This window comes from Vibrio sp. 10N.261.51.C6 (assembly GCF_041471785.1).
Taxonomy (GTDB): Bacteria; Pseudomonadota; Gammaproteobacteria; order Enterobacterales; family Vibrionaceae; genus Vibrio; species Vibrio crassostreae_C.
This window is the reverse complement of sequence record NZ_JBFRPB010000012.1, coordinates 47,537-67,872: the sequence shown is the minus strand read 5'-3', so window position 1 is coordinate 67,872 and position 20,336 is coordinate 47,537. Positions and strand designations below refer to the sequence as shown.

Here is a 20,336-nt window from a genome sequence, read left to right as displayed (position 1 = left end):
AACACGAGCTTGGCCACTAACCGTTTGTTTATTCGTTATTTTGACGGAGATATTCGGTTAGTAGGCCTAGGTAACCCGGCACTGGTTGGCATTCAAAGTGGCGGTCTCGAATCTTTTCAATCTCTTCCGCTTAATAGTTAGTGTAACCCTATGCACTTATTGTTCGATATGTAATTTGAATTTGTATGTGTCGTAAAATGGTAAATATCTTAATCAAAACTTAGCCATCATAGTCATTCGCCCATCACCAGAGCAAACTATGAACAAGTTAAGTTATGACCGAAAAATGCCGCTATACGTGGTGTCTGCACTTGTCCTCAATATGGCATTTAGCTTGTGGTTGCTGAGTATTGCTTCTACGTCAGCCATGGTTTTTTCGGTGTGTGCGTTGTTTTTACTTAGCACTCTTATTACCGCACGCCTTTATCGACATGAAATGGCTCAAAGCAAGAATAACTTGTCGGAAGCGATCATTGATGGTGTCGCAGGTTTTATTGTCCTCGATAGTCAATTGAGGGTCATACAAGTGAATCAACAATTCTCTCGGGTTTCAGGTTATGCCTTTGACCAAGTCGAATCTCGTCCGATTTCTGATCTCTGTTTTATGAATAACAGCAGCCTAATCACGACCATTACTCGCTCACTGAAGGAAAACCAGAGATGGAAAGGTGAGTTGAGTGGCGTCAGTCGACTTGGTGAGCAGTTTACCGTAAACGTTGTGGTGGAAAAGCTAACTGAAATTCTGCCGCACAATAACAAGTACGTGGTGACCTTTACGGATATTAGCCGACGCAAGATATTGGAGCGTCGATTAAGAATGCTGGTGGAAACGGATTCACTGACAGGGTGCTGGAATCGACGCCGCTTTGATAACGACTTAAAACATTATTCTAACCTGGCAGAGCGTTATGGTTACACACATTCCTGTTTGGCGTTGATCGATTTAGATCACTTCAAGGCTATCAATGATAATCACGGTCATGACCAAGGTGATTCAGCGCTGAAAGAGGTCGCTGAACTGTTGAGAAACAACAGCCGAGACACTGATATCGTCGCGCGAGTAGGCGGAGAAGAGTTCGCTATCTTGATGCCTGAAACCAATTTGGCAGAAGCGTTTGAGGCGATGTATCGACTGAAAGAAGTGATTACCAAAGGGACAACATTGAACCTGACCGTGAGCAGTGGTGTGTCTGAAATACAGGCGCAAGCCGAAGCGACCTATCGCAGTGCAGATAAGGCACTTTACCGCGCTAAAGGTAACGGGCGAAATAGAGTGTGTAGCTCTAGCCCAGGCTGTGCTACTCCAATTGCCCTTGGTTAGATGTAGGCCGTGCTTGGTTAATCAATCGAGCGAAGCCTAAGCCGAGATTGAGCGTTGGTAAATCTTCGGCGTAAGGCCAGACACACGCTTAAATGCACGAGAAAAATGAGAGATGTTGGTGTAACCGAGTTGGCTAGAAATGTAGGTCAGCGTGTGGCCTTCTTCCATCAGCTCGCAAGCTACAGAAAACATCAGGTTCTCTTTGATCTTTCGATAAGTGGTGTTTTCATTCTTGAGTTTGCGTTGGAACGTTCGCACTGAAAAGTTGAGCAGCTCTGCCGCCTCTTCAAGAGAGAGGTCTTGTTCTTTCATGTACGGTTTTAGAAGCTCATAAATACTATCGGTAAAGCTGGTATGCCACTCAATAAGTGTCGGTTTTGTACTGAGGTCTTTAGACGTAAGACGGATTGGGAGTTGTAAGATCTCATCAGGAATCTGCACAGCAGTCGACGAATGATCAACAAACAGTTGGCAGTTACTTGATACCAGTGTTTTGACGACATCGATGTCATGCCCTTGCAAGCGAACTTTAGTCGGTAACCATGGTGATTGCGATAAAATGGTTATTAACTCGATGATATAAATAACAGCGAAAGCTTCGCCCCATTGAAACATAGGGGAGTTGTCTTCCGGGGCTGTCCGGCAAAACCAGTTCTGACCGTGTTCTTGGATAAACTCGACTTTGCTGCCTGGTGAATCATAGGCAAAGATTGAATTGATCTGTTTTAGTGCATCGCCAATGGTTTCGAATTCGGTAAATTGATGCAAGACATTTGGGATGATTCGACGTCGAAATGCGAGTCCAAGAATATCGGTGAACCGAGATACGCCAAGTTGGGCGGATGTCAGATAAATCAAACGTTTAATCGATTCTGATGGCACAAAGTCGCTTTCTGATTCAATGAGATCGGGCGGTAAACCAGAATCTTTGAGCAAAAGGTGGAGGTCGAGACCATAGTCAGAAAAAACCTGAACCAGAATTTTGGCGTAGTTCGTTTGAATTACCGGGACTTGGTAGTGACTAGAGCTCATTGGAATACAATCCTGTATATATTGTCGCACTATTAGACGTGCATATCATTTGCAACGTTTTGTTTACTAAATCTAACCCTATTTACTTGAGTTTTCCATCACCGGGCTTATTTTTAAAGTATTAATTTTGTTGATGTTAGTTATCTAGAAGGGAGTCCCATGTCAGAAGTCAACGGGAATGCGCAAGAAGCCAAGGAAGAAGTTGGCCAGCAAGAAAATGGAAAAGACAAAGTAAGAAAGGTCACCAACTACTTATTGTTGTTCGTAGCGTTCATGTTGATCTTCAGTATCATTTCAGACCGCATCATCCCTATTACTGATAATGCTCGTGTCAAAGGTTATATCGTTCCAATCAAACCTGAGGTGTCGGATAAAGTGCTCGATATTCTTGTTCAACCTAACCAACTGGTTAATCAAGGCGATAAGCTAGCCATTTTAGATGAGTCTGATTACCAAATAGCCGTACAACAAGCCGAGCAAAATTTAGAGATTGCAGGCCAAAATGTCGGCGCTCAAACCGCGAGCATTGCTTCAGCACAAGCGAAACTCACCTCAGCCATTGTTGAAAGACAAAATACCAAACTGCAAGCTAAGCGTGTTTTAGAGATGGCCGATAAAGGTGTCGTTTCTAAATCAGATGCAGATAAAGCGCGAGCAGCATTAGCGACCTCTAGTGCGGCGGTTGTGAATGCAGAAGCTGACCTTGACCGTGCTAAGAAACAAATGGGTAAAGAAGGCGAAGAAAATAGCCAAGTGAAAGCGGCGTTGCTGGCACTTGAACAAGCTCAATTGAATCTAGAACGCACCGTGATGACTGCACCGACACAAGGTGGTGTCTCTAACTTTAGCCTGTCTGAAGGTTTCTATGCATCAGCAGGGCAAGCAATCATGACCTTTGTTTCAACCGAAGATATTTGGATTGAAGCTTATTATCGAGAGAACAGCCTAGGTCACGTTGGCTGTTTTCTTGGCGGCGTGGATAAACTGGCCACTTGCGTTTGTGGCGCCAGTGTTCACAGCTAAGTTCTTAATTGATAAACCAAATCTCCATAAGGAAACGGTCTACGAATTGCTCTTGGCCGTTGTGGTGACAATGGGGTTAGGTTTATTACTGTCGCGAGGAATTACCCATTATCCAATCCCATTGCTGATTTTAGTGGGGTTAATGATGCTGTGGGGTTACTACTTGTTTGTCGACCCAAAATGGAACCTGTTTGCCACCATACTGTTGATTGCGGTTTTGATGTTGCCATTCATGGCGATTGATAACCCTGGCGTTTCAGTCATGCTTTTTGCGTTAGTGCATGTATTTTTCCCTGAGCCAAAATCGGCGTTCTCAGGCTTTGCTGCTGCGCCACTCGAAAAGAAACAGCGTTGGTATGTGGCCTTTAGGGCGATGATTATCTCCTATCCAGTGGTGTGCTTTTTCTTTATTTTTCAAATATCTGAAGCTTTACTGACAATGATGTTCATTGCGTTGTTATCGTTGATGATTACGTCAGAGAAGTCGATAAAGTTGAGCGCTTTTTTGGTGATAAGTAACGGTATCGGGGGATTGCTGGCGATTGCTGCTTTTTCAATTCTTTCTATAGTACCCAACATTGTCTTCTATTCTTTGTTTATAGGACTTATTGCCATTCTTATGGCTACCAAGATCTACACTGTTCCCGAAAAAGCACCTATTTTCGCCACTGCATTTAGTACGTTGCTCGTACTGGTTGGTAGCACGTTGATGAGCTCCGGTGACATCGATAGCAACACTCTTATACGCATATTCCAATTAGTGTTAATTGGCATATATATGATTTTGGCTTCTCTATTCCTAGAAACACGGAATTGGAAGTTTCTACAAAATCAGCCTTAATTTTGTCTAACAAGGACGTCTCATGAAGTTAACCGATGATTTTTCAAAACAGGCGATAGACGCTGCCATCAAGATCGCAGCGATTGCCATGCTCGTGTATTGGTGTTTTTCGATTTTGCGCCCATTCATTCTTCTGGTGATATGGGGTGCGATCATTGCGACTGCGTTGTATCCAGTGGCGGTCGCAATTTCAAATAAAACCGGGATGTCGAAAGGTAAAGCCAGTGCATTGCTGAGCTTTATTGGTGTGATTCTTCTATTTATTCCTTTGGCGGCGCTTTCTTCTGGTATCTACACCAGCGCGACTGACCTGATGACAGGGCTTCAAGATGGCACATTGTCATTGCCTAAACCGAAAGAGTCCTTACAAGATATTCCATTCATAGGTGAGAAGGTTTATTCAACCTTGGTTGCCGCCTCCAACAATATTGAAGGCACTTTCATAAAGTATGCGGATGAACTTAAACAGTTTGCGACGAAAGCGGCTTCTGTTCTTGGCTCGTTAGGTGGCGGCTTTATTCAGTTCATCATCTCTACCATCATTGCGGGTGCATTCATGAGTAATGCCGATAAATGCAAAACCGGCGTGACTCACTTAGTGGCGCGTTTAACGGGCGGTAAAGGTGAAGAGTTGGTAGAGCTCTCTAAATCGACCGTGCGAAGCGTTGTGCAAGGTGTGATTGGTGTGGCTGTGATTCAATCCATGATGTCGGCAATCGGTTTGGTGATTGCAGGCGTTCCAGCAGCTGCGTTTTGGGCGCTAGCTGTGCTGCTCATTGCGATAATCCAACTTCCACCGATTCTCGCTCTATTACCGGCGATCATCTACATGTTCAGCGTTGAATCGACACTGGCGGCGAGCTTGTTCTTAGTGTGGTGTATTTTGGTGAGCGGCAGTGACGCTATCTTAAAGCCAGTATTGCTGAGCCGTGGCTCTCACATTCCAATGTTGGTAATTCTATTGGGTGCACTGGGCGGAATGGCGATGTCAGGCATCGTCGGTCTGTTTGTCGGTGCTGTGATACTGAGTTTAAGCTATGAGCTGATGATGGCGTGGCTTGGACTTGAAGAGAAAAACCAACAAGAAACTGAGAAAAAACCTGCAGAGGTCGAGGGAAAATAGATGAAGCCAGTCTCTAAAGACGACAACTTCTACTTCTTATTCTATGCACTGTTGGTGTTGTTTCTTGGTTGCGCGGTGATGCAGCAGTTTTATCCGCAAGGCCAGAAAACAATCCTATTTCTTATCATTATTACGTTGGCGAGTTCAATTGCCGGTATTCATAAAGAGCGAGCCTTGTATCGCTCTTGGTATGGGCTGTTATTGATTACGGCGCTCGTGTCTGGCGTGTTTTCATTTTTGGAAGGCTATAACCTGTCGATAGTGACGCTATCGGCGTTGGCTGTGTTCTTGTTTTCACACATTTACTCGGCGTTGAAGCAGGTGATGAAAGCCAAAACGGTGACACCCAATCACATCATCGGCTCCATCTGTATTTACTTGTTGCTAGGGTTTGCTTGGTCGACCATCTACTTGTTAATTTTAGAGATCTTTCCTAATGCCTTTAACGGGTTAGAAGAGCAAGTCTGGCTGACGAACTTGTTTAATGCGATGTACTTTAGCTTTATCACCTTGACTACGGTTGGTTACGGCGACATATCACCAGCTCTGCCTATTGCTCAATTCTTTGTGTTTATGGAATCCATTATCGGCAGCTTTTACTTAGCTATCATGGTGGCGAGTTTGGTGAGCATTCGACTTGCACAGTCTCAGTCCCAATAGAGCATTTACAAATAATAGAGCACATACAAACAAGCCCGGCAATCGCCGGGCTTGTTCTATTTTATGAGCTCAAAAGTCTCTTTAAGTTTGAACTCTGTGTGGGCGATGAACCTTAAGCTTCAGTGCCTTGAATCTTCTCTAATTCAGCGATAGTTGTTTGCGATACAAGCTGACCATCCATGTAATAGGTAACGTTTTGACCGTCTTTGATGCCCGTTAGAGTCGCTGTTTCACCAGATGTATAGACGATGTCCATTTGAATCGTGTTTTCGTCGATCTTAATCATCTCACCCGTTTCAATGGTGCGATTGTTAGAAATTGGGCCGACAGGGGCTTCTTTCAGGCTTGGGTCCAGCTCATCGTTCACTTTGAAGTGCGTGTCTGTTTTTGTATCAAATACGTGTGGTGAACCGCTGATAGGGTTTTTACCTGTCCAGAATTCAAGTGAGTTGAATACCACATAGTCTGCTGCGGTAGTAATACCGTATACAGGCGCTAATAAGAAGTTTACACCTGCACGAGCATAGCGGTTATCGACAACTTCAACGTTAAATTTCATCACTTTCCCTGTTACGGCGTTACTACCGATACAACCAGTTAGCGCAGAAGCCAAAACCGTTAGTCCTACAATTTTAAGTGCAATCTTTTTCATTTTAGTACCTGTATAAGTTAGAAGTCTGTTTCGTTGGAACAGGTGTAGTATGGTTTTTATTCGATGGTCAGTTTTACCATTTAGCGCCACTGACGATATAAAATGCACTCGGACTTTTGGCATCAAGCTAGGTATAAAACTGGGCACAAAAAAAGCGCGACCTAATAGGGCGCGCTTTGGGGTATTTAGATAAGTCGTAATGAAAACAACGACTCCCATATAGAATTACTTCATCACGTAGGTATAAGCCGATACGACAAGCCAGCGGAAAAATCGAAATAAAAGGGTAGTGGCTTTAAAGGCAAACTTGGCAATGGATACCATTGCTTCTGAACCAATGCTCACGCACTTATGCAAATCGGATTCTTTGTATTCTGAATAGGTCATCTGTTTTCTCATTTCTCGCGCTTGTCTTTCATATGTAAGTAACGACTCCTGTCTGGCGATATCCCCTGAGCGCGTAATGTACGAACTTTCGCCGATAGAGATTTACCATTTTATGCCAAGTGGGTTAATAACTAGCCAAAAGAGAAAGGGCTGAGAGAATTTAACGGCATAGCGAGGTGTAACTGATCAAGTTACCGAAAAAACGAGGGTAATAATGGTATGATCGCGGGCTCAGCACCATAAGTGATAAAGAATAGGAAACAGAATGACTCACCTTACCGAACAGCAAGAAGCTGCAATGGCGACGTTTAAAGAAAACTTACACCTTCCAAATGGTGGTTTTCATAAACTGATTATCGAGCTAAGTAAGGAGTATCGGCTGCCTTTCCAAAAGGTGCGTGCGGTTTTAAAGAAAGCTCAAAAAGATGTTGAACGACAAATACGAGAAGATTTTACCAGCGTTGATGACACAGTACTGAGCCAAGCGAATTGGGTAAACATCATTAAGTCGAAGCTTGTTGACTTAGCGGAAGAAAACCAAACGGTCATGGATAAGCTGCAACAAAACCTGAAGTATCAAAAAGTGTTGTCGGCAACCGAGGGTTCAATCGCAAGCGAAGACGAACGTGAAGAGTTGATTGAAGAGTTGATTCAAGCTTATGAGAAAGAGGTGTTCAAACCGTTACTGGCGATGTTGCATACAACGAAGCTGTATTGGAAGTTAATGCTGGTGGATGAGACATGTAAGATGAATGAGGAGAATCGTGAGAAGTTCAGTGATTACCCTCAACACATGCAAGCTGCAGAACACTTATATACTCTTGATCAGAAGTTAAGGTCGATGCCGTTAACTTATTAGTCCATGAATGCACTGATAATGACTCAATGGTGATTTAGAGTTTGATATAAGTTGGTTTCAATAGAAGTACGATAACCTAGCTAGCGTTAGCCGCGTGTGAAATGCAAAAAGGGCTAGGTTTCAGATCTGTTTTACTTCTACTCTATTTTGTTCTGCTAGAGCGAATTGAGGGTGACATCTTTTACATCTTTGGGACTAGATGGTGTTTCTTTTGTAGCCTTTGGGAAATGCTATAGGAGTGTGAAATGTCCTAGGGTGTTTCCGTTGCCTGAAACGATAGTTCCGATGCTTTCTCGTTCATTAAATTCAAAGTCGATGAGATAGCTGTGATGTTGTAGCTTGGGCAATATGTGGCGGTGGAGTATATCGCTATTGAGCTGTCGAATCTCGGTGAACCATGAAATCTCTTCTTTGTGTAAATCTATTTTAATCTTGAGCATTTATTACCTTTTAGTTTATTGACTGTTTTTTCGCGTGATAGTTGGTACCAATGGGTTTGTCGTGTTGTTCTGCGTGACATAACTGTGCCTTGTGTTTATTACATTTGTATTTAAGTGCTCGATCTATTCTGACTTCGCTGACAAAAGAGCAAATGACGATAGATCGGTAGTAGGATCGAATTTAAAAGCTATTGAATGACTATCTGGGTGAAAGCTGACGCAGAGATGGTGTAACGAGGGAATCGAGAACTGTCTATGTGGAACTTGGACTTACTTTAGCATTAACAGCTCTATAGATTAGAGCCAGGTGGCGAACTATACGCCTAGTTTTCAAAATTACAACCCTATTTTCAATTAAATTCAAAAATATTTTTGGGTGATTTACCATCGGTTACTGAAGGTTAAATGAGCGAAGGTCAGGGATTTGACCATGATATCTGACTGAGTCTTGGCTTTTCAGCTGTTCGTATTCGTTGTCATTAGTGGGTTTAATTGATTAGCTAATTTGGTGATGATTAAGTCTCTGTTGTATATGATCTTTACATTGTAAATTACAATCCATGATTTTGGGGTTCAGCGTTGTAATTACAGGGTTTTTGGGTGCCTTCCCCATCTGTTTTTTTCTTCAGGTTGATGAGTATTTTCCTCTTCGCGTCTTTTTGATATTTCTGATTCCTAATACCTCTCCTGACTACGCAAAATATGAATACTCACTTTTACATTTCTGAATAATAAAGTTGTTGTATCGCCAATTTAGTGCAAATATAATTGATAATAGTTCTCACTTGCGTTACAAGTTTGTTGTCAATCCAATGACAGACTTTAAATTATCGTTATTTAGCAGTTGTGTACGCCCCATGCTCGTCTATGAGTAATGTGACTTTCATTGTCATGAGTGGTGGTTTGTATCAATGGCAAAGGAAGAAACATGAAGAAAACAATCAATTCAGTTCGCCAGTTATTGAGCGGGCTTGCCATCGTTCTAGCATCATCATTCATGATGACCGCGCATGCGGAAACCGTCACCATTGAGCATGTGAAAGGCACAGCGCAGTTTACTGAAGTACCACAGCGAGTGGTGGTTCTAGGCCACGGTAGCTTAGACGTGCTCGATAAAATTGGTGTACAGCCAGTTGGCGCGCCTCATAGCTTGCTGCCTGATTACCTAGCTTCGTACAAAGATACGACGGCAAATACAGGCTCTTTAAGCGAACCTGATTTTGAAGCTATCTACATGTTGAAGCCTGACATCATCATCGCGGAAAACCGCATGCTTAAGGTTTACGACAAACTGGCACAAATTGCTCCTACTGTCATGTTTTCTATTGAAGGCGACAAGTACTGGGCTGATGCTCAGCAAAACTGGCGTGTGCTAGGCGACATCTTTGGTAAGCAAGCTGAAGTCGAAGCGATCATTAAAGAGACTCAAGCTTCTATCACAGCGGTAAACGACAAAGTAGCGTCTGACGAAACTTCAGCAATGATGCTAATGAACAACGGTAACAACATTGCGATGTTCAACAAAGGCAGCCGTTTCTCTATCATCTTTGATGACTTTGGTTTCGTGGAATCAAAGAGTGCAACTGTGGCTCCGATCAAAGGAACACACGGCAACCTAATCTCTTTTGAATACATTGCTGATGCAAAACCGGAAGTGCTTTACGTGCTTGACCGCGAAAAAGCGATTGGCAAATCAGAAGGTCGCGCTCAACAACTGTTTGATAACCCACTGGTTGCGGCAACACCTGCAGCGCAGCACGGCAATATCGTTTACCTTGATTCAAGTGCTTGGTATCTGGCTGGTGGCGGTGTGACGGCGATTCATAGAATGATTAGTGACATTGAACGTACGATTCAATAGTTACTAACCATCAGATTTTCGGGCTTATAAGAGTGTTCTTATAAGCCCTTTTTCACTTTTTTATACGGGCTACCCGAGACCTATCTTTAGTATTATTCCTATGTTGAAACCCATTGCAGCTGCTGTATTTCTTGTTGTGTTATGCGTTGCGTCATTGATGATTGGAGTCGCTGAAATCAGTTTTAGTGACTTTTTCAATGGCAACCAACACGCCAACTCTATTTATATTGTTAGTCGGATCCCTCGACTACTCGCGATCGTGCTTGCCGGAGCGGGATTGAGTGTTTCTGGCTTGATCATGCAGCAAATCGTACAGAACAAGTTTGCCGCGCCTTCGACGATGGGCACCATTGACTGTGCGATGTTGGGTTACATTGTCGGCATTCTAGTGCTAGGCAATGCTGCGCAATGGAGCTACTTAGGCTTTATCTTCGCGTTTGCAGTGTTTGGCACCATGCTATTGGTTCGCTTCCTACAACACCTCAAGTTTAAGAACGCGGTATTGGTGCCTTTGATTGGCATTATGTATGGCAACGTTGTTTCGTCTCTAACAACCTTTATTGCTTATAAGTACGACTTAGTACAAACCATGTCGGCATGGACTATGGCGAACTTTGCGAGCGTGTTGCAGGGCAGCTATGAAATCCTTTATCTCGCGGTGCCTGCTTGTGTATTGGCTTACTATTTCGCGAGCCAGTTCAGTGCGGCGAGCATCGGTGAGAGCTTCGCGAAAAACATCGGTTTGAATTATCAGAAGATCGTCTTCATTGGTGTTGCGTTGGTTGCTATCTGCGCCTCTTCTGTGGTGATGATTGTTGGTGTTATCCCATTCCTTGGACTTATCGTGCCGAATATCGTGTCGCTGATGATGGGCGATAACATGAAGAAGATTCTGCCTTGGACTGCCTACTGGGGGGTGATCTTGGTGTTGGCTTGTGACCTGCTAGCTCGAATCGTCATTTTCCCTTATGAGATTCCAATCTCGATGGTAATCAGCATCTTTGGTGGCATGATTTTTATTTACCTAATCATGAGAGACAAGTCGAATGCGTGATTCAGTAAAAATTGCGATTCTGGCTATCGCGTCTTTGGGTATGACAGCGCTATTCATCGGGCAGGGGCTGACGTGGGATAACTACGAGTTCTTCTTGTCTCTGCGCCTACCAAAATTGCTGTCGATTGTGTTGGCGGCGGTAGCGATCTCGGCGTCGTCATTGGTTTTCCAAACCATTACTAATAACCGAATTCTAACCCCCTCCATCTTGGGCTTTGACAGCTTGTATATGCTGGTACAAACGGTACTTCTGTTTGTGTTTGGCAGTGCTAGCTTCTGGGTGATTGACTCGATCGCAAACTTTTCGATGTCTGTGACTGTGATGATCTTGTTCTCGTTTGCTCTGTTCCATTTCTACTTTAAGAGCAAGCGAAACAACGTATTCACACTGCTGTTGATAGGCATCGTATGTGGCAGCGTATTCTCGAGTTTGTCTAACTTCTTGGCGATGTTGATTGACCCGAACGAGTTCGCGGTGCTGCAGAATGTGATGTTCGCAAGTTTCAATAACGTGAAAGGCGAGTTGGTTTACCTCAGCCTTATTCCTTTGGGTTTGAGCTTGCTTGGCCTTTGGTTGTTGGCGCCTAAGCTTGATGTACTTTGGCTTGGTGTTGATAACGCGACAAGCCTGGGCGTGAACACCAAGCGATTGACTCAGATTACCTTGGTGATTGTGTCAGTGATGGTCGCGGTGTCGACTGCTTTGGTTGGCCCAGTGCTGTTCTTTGGTTTAATCACCGTGAGCTTAGCTCGTCAGATATTCAAATCTTATCAACATCGTGTGCTTATCATCGCAAGCAGTTTGTTAGCGGTCGTTCTATTGGTCTCTGGCCAATGGTTTATCGAAAAAGTGATGGCGTTTGAAACCACTGTGAGTGTGATTATTAACTTGGTCGGCGGTTTGTATTTTATGTTCTTGTTGTTACGCACCAGAATTCAGTAAAGGTAGTAAGTAGTGATTAAATTAACAGGTTTAAGTAAGAAGTATGGCAAGTCACTCGTGGTTGATGATGCCAGTGCTATGTTCCCGAAAGGCGAAGTGACTTCTATCATTGGCCCAAATGGTGCGGGTAAAAGTACACTGCTTTCAATGGCGAGCCGCTTAACAGACAGCGACGCGGGTGAAGTGGTCATTGGCGATAAGTTACTGGCTGAGTGGGATACCAAAGAGCTAGCGAAGCACCTTGCCGTGTTAAGACAATCAAATAACATCAACATGCGATTTACGATTCGTGAATTGGTCTGTTTTGGTCGTTTCCCACACTCTCAAGGTCGCTTGAAAGACGAAGATCATAAGATCGTCGATACAGCACTAGAACACCTTGGCATTACTGACATCCAAAACAAATACCTTGATGAGTTGAGTGGCGGTCAGCGTCAAATGGCGTTTATCGCGATGGTTGTGGCGCAAGATACGGATTATGTGTTCTTAGATGAGCCTCTGAACAATCTTGATATTAAACACTCGGTCGAAATTATGCAGACGTTGCGTCGTTTAGCGCATGAGTTCAATAAAGCGGTCGTTATCGTGATTCATGACATCAACTTCGCTTCTTGTTACTCAGATAACATTGTTGCGATGAAGAAAGGCAAAGTGGTTAAGTCGGGTAAGGTTTCGGAAGTGGTTGAAAAATCAGTGATGGAGTCTATCTACGAGATCCCATTTGAGATTCGTGAGTTCGATGGTGTTCGAATCTGTATGTATTATTCTGGTCGTTAGATTACTGAATAACTCGGTTGTTTTGCTTTCTAGCCGTTGAACGAAAAGAGCTCCCATATGAGGAGCTCTTTTTGTTTTCGGATAGTATCTGTGTTGTTAGTTAAATGTTGCAATGCAAAGGTAATTCCCCTTGTATAATAATAACTTAACTGACGTAATATTGACTGGTCGTACTTCTAATAACGCCAGTTTGAAGTCACTCACAGATCTACTCTTCATTTTTGAAAATCAATTGCTTTTTTTCTACTTAACCTCTGGAAACCGTTCTACACTAGGGTTATAACTGTTTGATTTGTATACGAGGTATCAATGAGTCGGAAACCTATAGTGTTAGTCGTGGATGACACCCCAAGTAACTTGGATGTGTTAACGGCAATACTCAAAGATACTTATCAAGTGAAAGTAGCGATTAACGGCACAATTGGTATCAAGATCGCGAAGATGGTGCCGCAGCCAGACCTTATCCTCCTTGATATCATGATGCCTGACATCGATGGTTACGAGGTGTGCCGCCAACTTAAAGCTCAGCCGAATACGGCTCACATTCCTATCATTTTCGTGACCGCCACAATTGGTCCAGAAGCCGAAGTAAAAGGACTCTCCTTGGGGGCTGTCGATTACCTAACCAAGCCGATAACCCCTGCAATTGCACTCCAGCGTGTGAAAACGCATATCGCACTTTATGACCAACAACGCGCGTTGTTTAGTCAGGTAAAAGAGAAAACTCAAGAGATCAATCTCGGTAAGCTAGAAACACTGAACATACTGGGTAGAGCTGCTGAATTTAAAGACAATGAAACAGGCATGCACGTTAAGCGTATGAGTCACTACTGTGAAGTGCTAGCTAAAGCCTTAGGAATGACTGACGAAGATGCCGAGACGTTGCGTGATGCAGCACCAATGCATGATATTGGCAAGATCGGTATTCCTGATAGCGTATTACTCAAGCCGGGTAAATTGGACGCCGACGAGTGGACAATTATGCAAAAGCATGTCGAATATGGTGTTGATATACTTGGTAGGCAGAGTGATTCCAAACTGATGCGTATGGCTATTCAGGTGGCGCAATATCATCACGAAAAATGGGATGGCAGTGGTTATCCAAACCAGATAGCTGGTGAAGGTATCCCATTGGTTGGAAGAATTGCGGCTGTTGCTGATGTGTTTGATGCCCTGACCGCAGAGCGCCCTTATAAAAAAGCTTGGAGTATTGATGAGGCGCTGAACTTGTTTGAAGAACAGAAAGGCAAACATTTTGATCCAACTATCGTTGATGTGTTTTTTCTGAAGTTACCTGAGATTCTAGCAATTAAAGAGAAATTTAGAGATGAGTGATGGCTTGATGTTGTCGCTAAATCGTTTGGTTGTTTTTCTGGTCATTACACTTGTGGTGTGGCCGCTGCTAATGCGATCTACGAATGCTGCTGAGGTAACAGATACTGAGTTAAATCAGTGGTTGGGAAACCAACCAACGGTAACTTTTGTTGTCTTGGCCAACCATTATCCTTACTCATTCATCGATGATGATGGGCAGGTTTCTGGGATCATCAAAGATTGGACATTAGATCTTGAACAGCGTTTTGGTGTTCATGTTCGGTTTGTCACAGTTAACTCGCGTGTCGAGGCTAAAGCCACGTTAGTCGACGGGCGAGGCGATGTATTTCCATTCCAACAGTTCGACCCAAGTGAAGGTGGCCGTTTTCTTGCGAGTGCTCCCTATATTCCTTATCAGGTCGCAGTGATTGTTCCCATCGACAACAAACTCGATGGAAACCTAGATCAAAATAATAAACGCCGTATTGCGATGGTTAACGAAAATATCGATTTGGAGCGAGCCGGTGTCAAATTGAGTTCTATTGAGCGAGTGAATTTTGATAACGTTATTGATGCAGTACGTGCGTTAGGGGCCGGGGATGTCGAAGGCATGGTCGGTGAACCTATCACCACTATGGATCTTGCGAAAAAGATTGGCGTTCATGATTTAGCGGTAAATTATGTTCTGGAGCATTGGAAAAGGTTTGAAGCATCAATGGTGATTCGAACCGATGAACCAGAACTGCTGACGCTAATCAACAAACAGATTGAAACCTTCGACGTTGATAACAAGAACCAGATTTTATCGAAGTGGCTAGACAGTTCCCCCTATCGAGTGCCGCTAAAAGGCGTGTTTGGCTTTGGTAACCCTCCGTATTTTTACCCAGACAGCACCGCAGTCGGGCTAGAGCACGACATTCTTCAGCGTGCACTGAATGACATGGGATATAAACTAGGTGACGTTGTCACACTTCCACCTAGCGCCGCTAAAAAAGCCATCGATAACAATAATTCTATAGCCTTTGTTTCTGGTGTTCAGTTTGATGATCCTAATGCGCACTTTTTAAGTGATAACGTTCTTAATATTGAGTTTGTTCCTGTTTCACTAACTCGCCGCAAACTCCAACTTCAATCCCAAAAAGACCTATCATTAGGGGCGTTATTGTTCGACGAAACATCCTCAATTAAAAACTCTGTTGAAGTTCTGAAGAGTAAGTTAGACATTGATCGTGTTGAAGATTACGAAGATCTTGAATCAGCATTCTCGCAGTTGAGGGCTCAAAATGTTGACCTGCTAATGGTTGAACGAAGAGTGCTAGAGTGGTTTATCACCAATACTCGTTTTATTGAAATGGCAGAGCTAACGCTACATGACGAGTATAAAGTTGAGTATCCGATCTATGTGGACTTTAAGAGTGAAGAAATCAGAGATAGCTTCAATGCCGCAATTAAAAGGCTTAAACAGGAGGATGACGGCTTAAACCAAATTATCGAGATGCAGGTTCAGAGTGATTTAAGCCTAGTCCTTAAAAAAGCGAATATTATCGCGCAAATATCTGCGTATTTTATCGTCAACGACCGCTTTGAAGAGTTGACGGAAGTGTTTGAAATTTTCGACACGGACAGTTCTTTTCAGGTGATCACCGCACAAGCGGATAACAATAGTCGCCCGATCAAATCTTGGTACATAGGCAACCTAGTTGATCAATATGGAGAGAAGAAAAATACCTCTCACTTTTCATCAGTCACCAAGGTGGCGAATTATAGGACCAAGGGAGGGAGTATCAACTCTGGTTCGATGACTTTCTACTTTGATGTTAATTCGTTAGTGCGGAACCATGTTTATTTTCCATCTGTCGAACAATTTAGTTCATTCGGAGATGCGGCGAAACGCTATATTACGGATGTTTATCAAGCGAGTAACTTGACTGGAGAGATCCTAAATCTAAACCAAAAAGAGAGGGCGTGGATTAAAGATAATCCGGATGTACGTATAGGTATCGATCCGAATTCGTTACCTTATGAAGCGGTATCCAATACCGGTGAATACATCGGGATGATTGATGATTATCTAACGCTGATTGAACAAAAAACAGGGCTAAGTATTCAGCATGTTGACGTGGCGAATTGGTCTGAGACCCGAAGCTTGGTTGATCATCATGAAGTGGAACTGGTCTCAGCAGCTCAAGAGAATCGTTCGTTAGGAGATAACGTCAAAGCAGCTAAAAGCTTGTTTTCAAGTCGTTTGGCCATTGCATCGAGAAGAGACGTTAGTAGCTTGGTACTTGAAGAAGCTGATGGTTGGAAAATCGGTATATTGAAGAATGCGGCAAATACTAACGCGATTTTAGATAAGTACCCGAACGTTGAGTGGGTAGAGGTAGAATCCACGGCCGATGGGCTCAACCGATTGGATGATAAAACCTTAGACGGCATGGTCGACACTGTTGATGTCCTCAATTACCTCATTGATTCATTTGGTCATCGAGAGATTGGAATTGTCGGACGACTTGATTTTTTCCTTTCACCCACCTTACATGTCATCAAATCTGAGCCTTTGCTTTATTCGATTGTGAATAAGGCGATTGAGAGTATTTCTGCTGAAGAACATCAAAAGATATCGGCGAAGTGGGCGGCGCCAAAAGCGATAGAAAGAGTTAATTATCAATTGGTTTACACCATTTCGGTGTTCTCTCTGGTGATCCTTCTTCTTATTATTTTCTGGAATCGTAAATTAACTAAGCAGATCAGTATTGCTAAGGAAGCAACCGAAGCTCTGGAAAAGGCGCAGAACCAACTCTACAACATGCTAAATAGCTCTCCAATTGCAGCCAGCGTGGTATTTGAAGAAGAGGTTCGTTACGCGAACGATACGGCAAAACGTTTGTTAGGCGTGGAAGATCAGGCGTTGTCTTCTATCGACGTTGCCGCTATCCATGACTCGCTGAGCGTTCGTGATGGCGTGCATGAAGAGCTCGACCTTAACGGTAAAGTTGAAAATAGGGAGTTAGTACTCAGAAAGTCTGATGGAACCCGATTTGTTGCTTTGGTCAGTTACTATCTTTTTGAGATTGATGGTGAAGTCGCCACACTATTTTGGGCATTCGATATTTCAGAAATGAAGCGCCTTAACGAACAATTGGAAGAAGAGAAACAGAGAGCCGATTTGGCGAGCCAAGCTAAATCGGAATTCTTAGCCAATATGAGCCATGAGATAAGAACCCCAATGAACGCCATTATTGGCTTGTCTTATCTGGCGATTGGCGAAATATCTAATCCTGTCGCTCGAAATTACATTGAGAAAGTGCACCGTTCTGGCCATTCGTTACTCGGTATCATCAATGACATCCTTGATTTTTCAAAGATAGAAGCTGGGCAACTTGTTATTGATAACGTCCCGTTTGATCCCGTAACGACTTTTAAAGATGTGATTGAGTTGATGGAATCGAAAGCGGCTGAGAAGCAACTCAATTTGTCTATGGTCATCGACCCAGAGTTAGACACGCCACTACAAGGCGATCCATTGAGGTTGTTCCAAGTCATACTCAACCTTGTGGGCAACGCGATTAAGTTTACGGAACAAGGCAGCGTAGTATTAACGGTGGAGCATGTTGACTCGAACGACAGTAGCCTAACCATGAGAGTGAGTGTGATGGATACCGGGATAGGCATTTCGGATGAGAACCGTCACAAGCTGTTTGAAGCCTTTAGCCAAGCGGATACCACAACGACACGTCGGTTTGGCGGTACAGGGCTTGGGCTCAACATTAGCCAGAAATTAGTTCATGCGATGGGCAGTCAAATTACGGTAGAGAGTGTTTACGGGCAAGGCAGTGAGTTCTCCTTTGTACTGACATTGCCACGCTCAAGCTCGGATGCGTTAGCCGACTTCAAAGCTCAAGAGTTGCAACTGGATTATCAGATAGAGTTCAAAGGGCAAAGAGTGCTATTGGTTGAAGACAATGAGCTGAACCAAGATCTCGCCTTAGCATTTTTCAGTCGCTCTAAATTAAATGCCGATCTTGCTGAAAACGGAAAGGAAGCGCTGGAGTTAGCTAAAAACAACGACTACGAAATAATCTTCATGGATCTTCAAATGCCGATTATGGACGGCTTTGAAGCTACCCGTTTGATTCGTGAATTCGATATAGATGTACCGATTATTGCAATGTCAGCCAATGTTTTTGATGATGCGAAACAACGAGCGAGGGAGTCGGGCATCACGGACTTCTTGGATAAGCCTATTGTTATTGATAAAGCGATGTCTTTGATTACTCGATACATTGTTCCTGAGGTCTTAGTTGAAGGTCGAGCGCCATCAGACACCTCTTCAGATGCGATCCAGACAGGTGATTCTGGTGAGAGTGCGGAATTGCACTCCGATCCCCAAATTGAGCCGCCTGTTTTCTCTCAGTCGAGGTTTGAGCAACTGACTCATCATGATGCGAAGCTGCAAGCCAAAATGCTTGATAGGTTCTGCCAAGGATCGCCAGACATTATGTCGGATGCTTTTGATAACTTAGTACAAGGCGACTGGGAGACGTTAGAGCGTAATCTACATACCTTAAAAAGCATGGCAGCTTCGATTGGTGGATTGCGATTGGCAGAGTTACTCAGTGATTTAGAAAGCAAAGCGCATAACAAGGCGTGTGATGAAGCAGATCTTAAGCAAGGCGAACTTGGGTTAATCGAACTGATTAAAGCAGTTGAGATCAGCTTTGATGTGTCTGGTGTTGGGGGATTCAATACGACAAGTACTGAAGAAGCCGATGCGAGTCTTGCTGATACCTCTGATTCACCGAGCATCACGTCAGAACAGCATGCTCAGTTGCTATCACTGCTGGATGCTTATGATAACGATGCAACTCAATATGTGACTGAGTTACTGGCACAGTATCCACATTCTGTTGTTCTCAAAGATGTTCGAAGTGCGTTAGATAATTATGACTTTGAACGAGCAAAAGAGGGGCTTGGCGCTTCTGAGTAGTTGTCTTTTATAAATATCACTTCAACATTAAAGCCTTTAGCTCTTATAGCGAAATACCGAGCTAGCTAAAGGCTTTAAATCTATCTATACCGAACTAACGACTCACGTTCTGTTTGATTAGCTCAACAACCGTATCGTATCGGTGCGGCAGTTTTCGGTTTCGTTTTTGAACCAGATACAGCGTTTCCTCTACTTCTACCTTTGGCGGCACAACGTGTAGCTTGTCTCTATCTGGGAAGTGTTCAACCGCGCCAGCCGGTAACACGGTAAAACCTAATCCTTTTGATACGGGTAGCAAGATCTGGTGAAGCTGATTGATGTAGCCAGATCTTGGTATCTCATTAACGTTGATGTTCACTAAGTCTTTATCTCCGCAAAGGTCGAAATACAAAGACAGATAATGTGCAGAATCTGGGTGGGCAATCAGGCCAATGTCATTCAATACTTGCGGCGTTATCTCTAAATCAGCAAGGCTGTGGTGAACTATAAGACACAGTGCTTCTTTGCCGATGACTTGGCTTTGGTAGTAGCTGTCGTTCGGGGAATGCCTAACAATGCCGATATCGGTAGTGCCTTCGCTTAGGTCATTCAATATCTTTTTGTTTGGAGCGGCTTCTAAGTTAATGCTGAGCTCTTGGTGTTGCTGTTGAAGTTCAAGAAGCTTGGGATACAGACGCAAAGAGAGTGAGCCAGAGCAAGACAAGTGACATTGCCCAGCATAAGGGTTATCAAAACTCAGAGACTCAAAAAGATCTTCTTGGTCTTTCTCTAGTTTGATCGCATAGCGATACATAATCCGACCCTGTTCGGTCAGTTCGAAGCTCTTGTTTTCTCGAGATAGCAGGTCACAATTACAAGCTTGTTCAAGCTTCTTGATGTGTTGGCTGACTCCAGGTTGTGTCATATACAACTTTTCTGCCGTTTGGGTGAAATGGCCAACTTCAACCAGAGTCTTAAACGTATTGAGCCAAAGTGGATTAATCATACTCACCTTCAAATACTAAAGCCTATAAATAACAAAGCCAATGAATAACAGAAAATTATTATTATCTTAAGTAATGA

The 20,336-nt window shown here is 43.5% G+C and carries 16 protein-coding genes and 1 pseudogene; 12 read left to right on the top strand and 5 right to left on the bottom strand.

Annotated features, from left to right (window positions below; all coding sequences use genetic code 11):
* Window positions 1–259 precede the first annotated feature (259 nt).
* Window positions 260–1,321 carry a diguanylate cyclase gene (locus AB4375_RS02955; protein ID WP_372050998.1) on the top strand — a complete coding sequence of 354 codons (1,062 nt, stop codon included), beginning with the start codon at window positions 260–262 and terminating at the stop codon, window positions 1,319–1,321.
* A gap of 36 nt (window positions 1,322–1,357) precedes the next feature.
* On the opposite strand, the gene AB4375_RS02950 is transcribed toward AB4375_RS02955, so the two are convergent.
* Window positions 1,358–2,353: an AraC family transcriptional regulator gene (locus AB4375_RS02950; RefSeq protein ID WP_017072267.1), complete on the bottom strand. Its 996-nt coding sequence runs from the start codon at window positions 2,351–2,353 to the stop codon at window positions 1,358–1,360.
* Window positions 2,354–2,512: 159 nt separating this feature from the next.
* Here AB4375_RS02950 and AB4375_RS02945 point away from each other — a divergent pair.
* From AB4375_RS02945 to AB4375_RS02930, 4 genes and pseudogenes are all read left to right on the top strand, one after another.
* Window positions 2,513–3,310: pseudogene (locus AB4375_RS02945) on the top strand (HlyD family secretion protein); the annotation flags it as partial.
* Entirely contained in the window at window positions 3,309–4,217 is a 909-nt protein-coding gene (locus tag AB4375_RS02940) for a DUF2955 domain-containing protein (protein ID WP_372050997.1), read from the top strand. The pseudogene AB4375_RS02945 and the gene AB4375_RS02940, both read left to right, overlap by 2 nt.
* A gap of 22 nt (window positions 4,218–4,239) precedes the next feature.
* The gene (locus AB4375_RS02935) at window positions 4,240–5,340 is read left to right on the top strand and encodes an AI-2E family transporter (protein ID WP_017068458.1); all 1,101 of its coding nucleotides are present in this window, start codon (window positions 4,240–4,242) and stop codon (window positions 5,338–5,340) included.
* Window positions 5,341–6,000, top strand: coding sequence for a potassium channel family protein (locus AB4375_RS02930; RefSeq protein ID WP_017061900.1), 660 nt, complete (start codon window positions 5,341–5,343; stop codon window positions 5,998–6,000).
* A gap of 112 nt (window positions 6,001–6,112) precedes the next feature.
* Here AB4375_RS02930 and AB4375_RS02925 read toward each other — a convergent pair whose 3' ends face one another.
* Entirely contained in the window at window positions 6,113–6,652 is a 540-nt protein-coding gene (locus AB4375_RS02925) for a DUF3332 domain-containing protein (protein WP_017061899.1), read from the bottom strand.
* A gap of 225 nt (window positions 6,653–6,877) precedes the next feature.
* Entirely contained in the window at window positions 6,878–7,051 is a 174-nt protein-coding gene (locus AB4375_RS02920; protein WP_170963070.1) for a hypothetical protein, read from the bottom strand.
* Window positions 7,052–7,304: 253 nt separating this feature from the next.
* On the opposite strand from AB4375_RS02920, the gene AB4375_RS02915 reads away from it, so the two are divergent.
* Window positions 7,305–7,898 carry a hypothetical protein gene (locus AB4375_RS02915; RefSeq protein ID WP_372050996.1) on the top strand — a complete coding sequence of 198 codons (594 nt, stop codon included), beginning with the start codon at window positions 7,305–7,307 and terminating at the stop codon, window positions 7,896–7,898.
* A gap of 230 nt (window positions 7,899–8,128) precedes the next feature.
* Here the strand turns inward: AB4375_RS02915 and AB4375_RS02910 are convergent, their stop codons facing one another.
* Window positions 8,129–8,338, bottom strand: a complete 210-nt coding sequence (locus tag AB4375_RS02910) for a hypothetical protein (protein ID WP_372050995.1) — start codon at window positions 8,336–8,338, stop codon at window positions 8,129–8,131.
* Between the two features lie 928 nt (window positions 8,339–9,266).
* On the opposite strand from AB4375_RS02910, the gene AB4375_RS02905 reads away from it, so the two are divergent.
* The 6 genes from AB4375_RS02905 (at window position 9,267) to AB4375_RS02880 (ending at window position 19,274) form a co-directional block, all read left to right on the top strand.
* The gene (locus AB4375_RS02905) at window positions 9,267–10,199 is read left to right on the top strand and encodes a siderophore ABC transporter substrate-binding protein (protein ID WP_017066720.1); all 933 of its coding nucleotides are present in this window, start codon (window positions 9,267–9,269) and stop codon (window positions 10,197–10,199) included.
* A 100-nt stretch (window positions 10,200–10,299) separates the two neighbouring features.
* Window positions 10,300–11,253, top strand: coding sequence for an ABC transporter permease (locus tag AB4375_RS02900; RefSeq protein WP_372050994.1), 954 nt, complete (start codon window positions 10,300–10,302; stop codon window positions 11,251–11,253).
* Entirely contained in the window at window positions 11,246–12,196 is a 951-nt protein-coding gene (locus tag AB4375_RS02895) for an iron chelate uptake ABC transporter family permease subunit (protein ID WP_017068462.1), read from the top strand. The genes AB4375_RS02900 and AB4375_RS02895 overlap by 8 nt, the downstream gene beginning before the upstream one ends.
* Window positions 12,197–12,208: 12 nt before the next feature.
* Window positions 12,209–12,973, top strand: a complete 765-nt coding sequence (locus tag AB4375_RS02890) for an ABC transporter ATP-binding protein (RefSeq protein ID WP_017061894.1) — start codon at window positions 12,209–12,211, stop codon at window positions 12,971–12,973.
* A 309-nt stretch (window positions 12,974–13,282) separates the two neighbouring features.
* Entirely contained in the window at window positions 13,283–14,308 is a 1,026-nt protein-coding gene (locus AB4375_RS02885; protein ID WP_029235511.1) for an HD-GYP domain-containing protein, read from the top strand.
* A 70-nt stretch (window positions 14,309–14,378) separates the two neighbouring features.
* Window positions 14,379–19,274, top strand: a complete 4,896-nt coding sequence (locus tag AB4375_RS02880; RefSeq protein ID WP_372051020.1) for an ATP-binding protein — start codon at window positions 14,379–14,381, stop codon at window positions 19,272–19,274.
* A gap of 94 nt (window positions 19,275–19,368) precedes the next feature.
* On the opposite strand, the gene AB4375_RS02875 is transcribed toward AB4375_RS02880, so the two are convergent.
* Window positions 19,369–20,259, bottom strand: a complete 891-nt coding sequence (locus AB4375_RS02875) for a LysR family transcriptional regulator (protein WP_017068464.1) — start codon at window positions 20,257–20,259, stop codon at window positions 19,369–19,371.
* Window positions 20,260–20,336 lie beyond the last annotated feature (77 nt).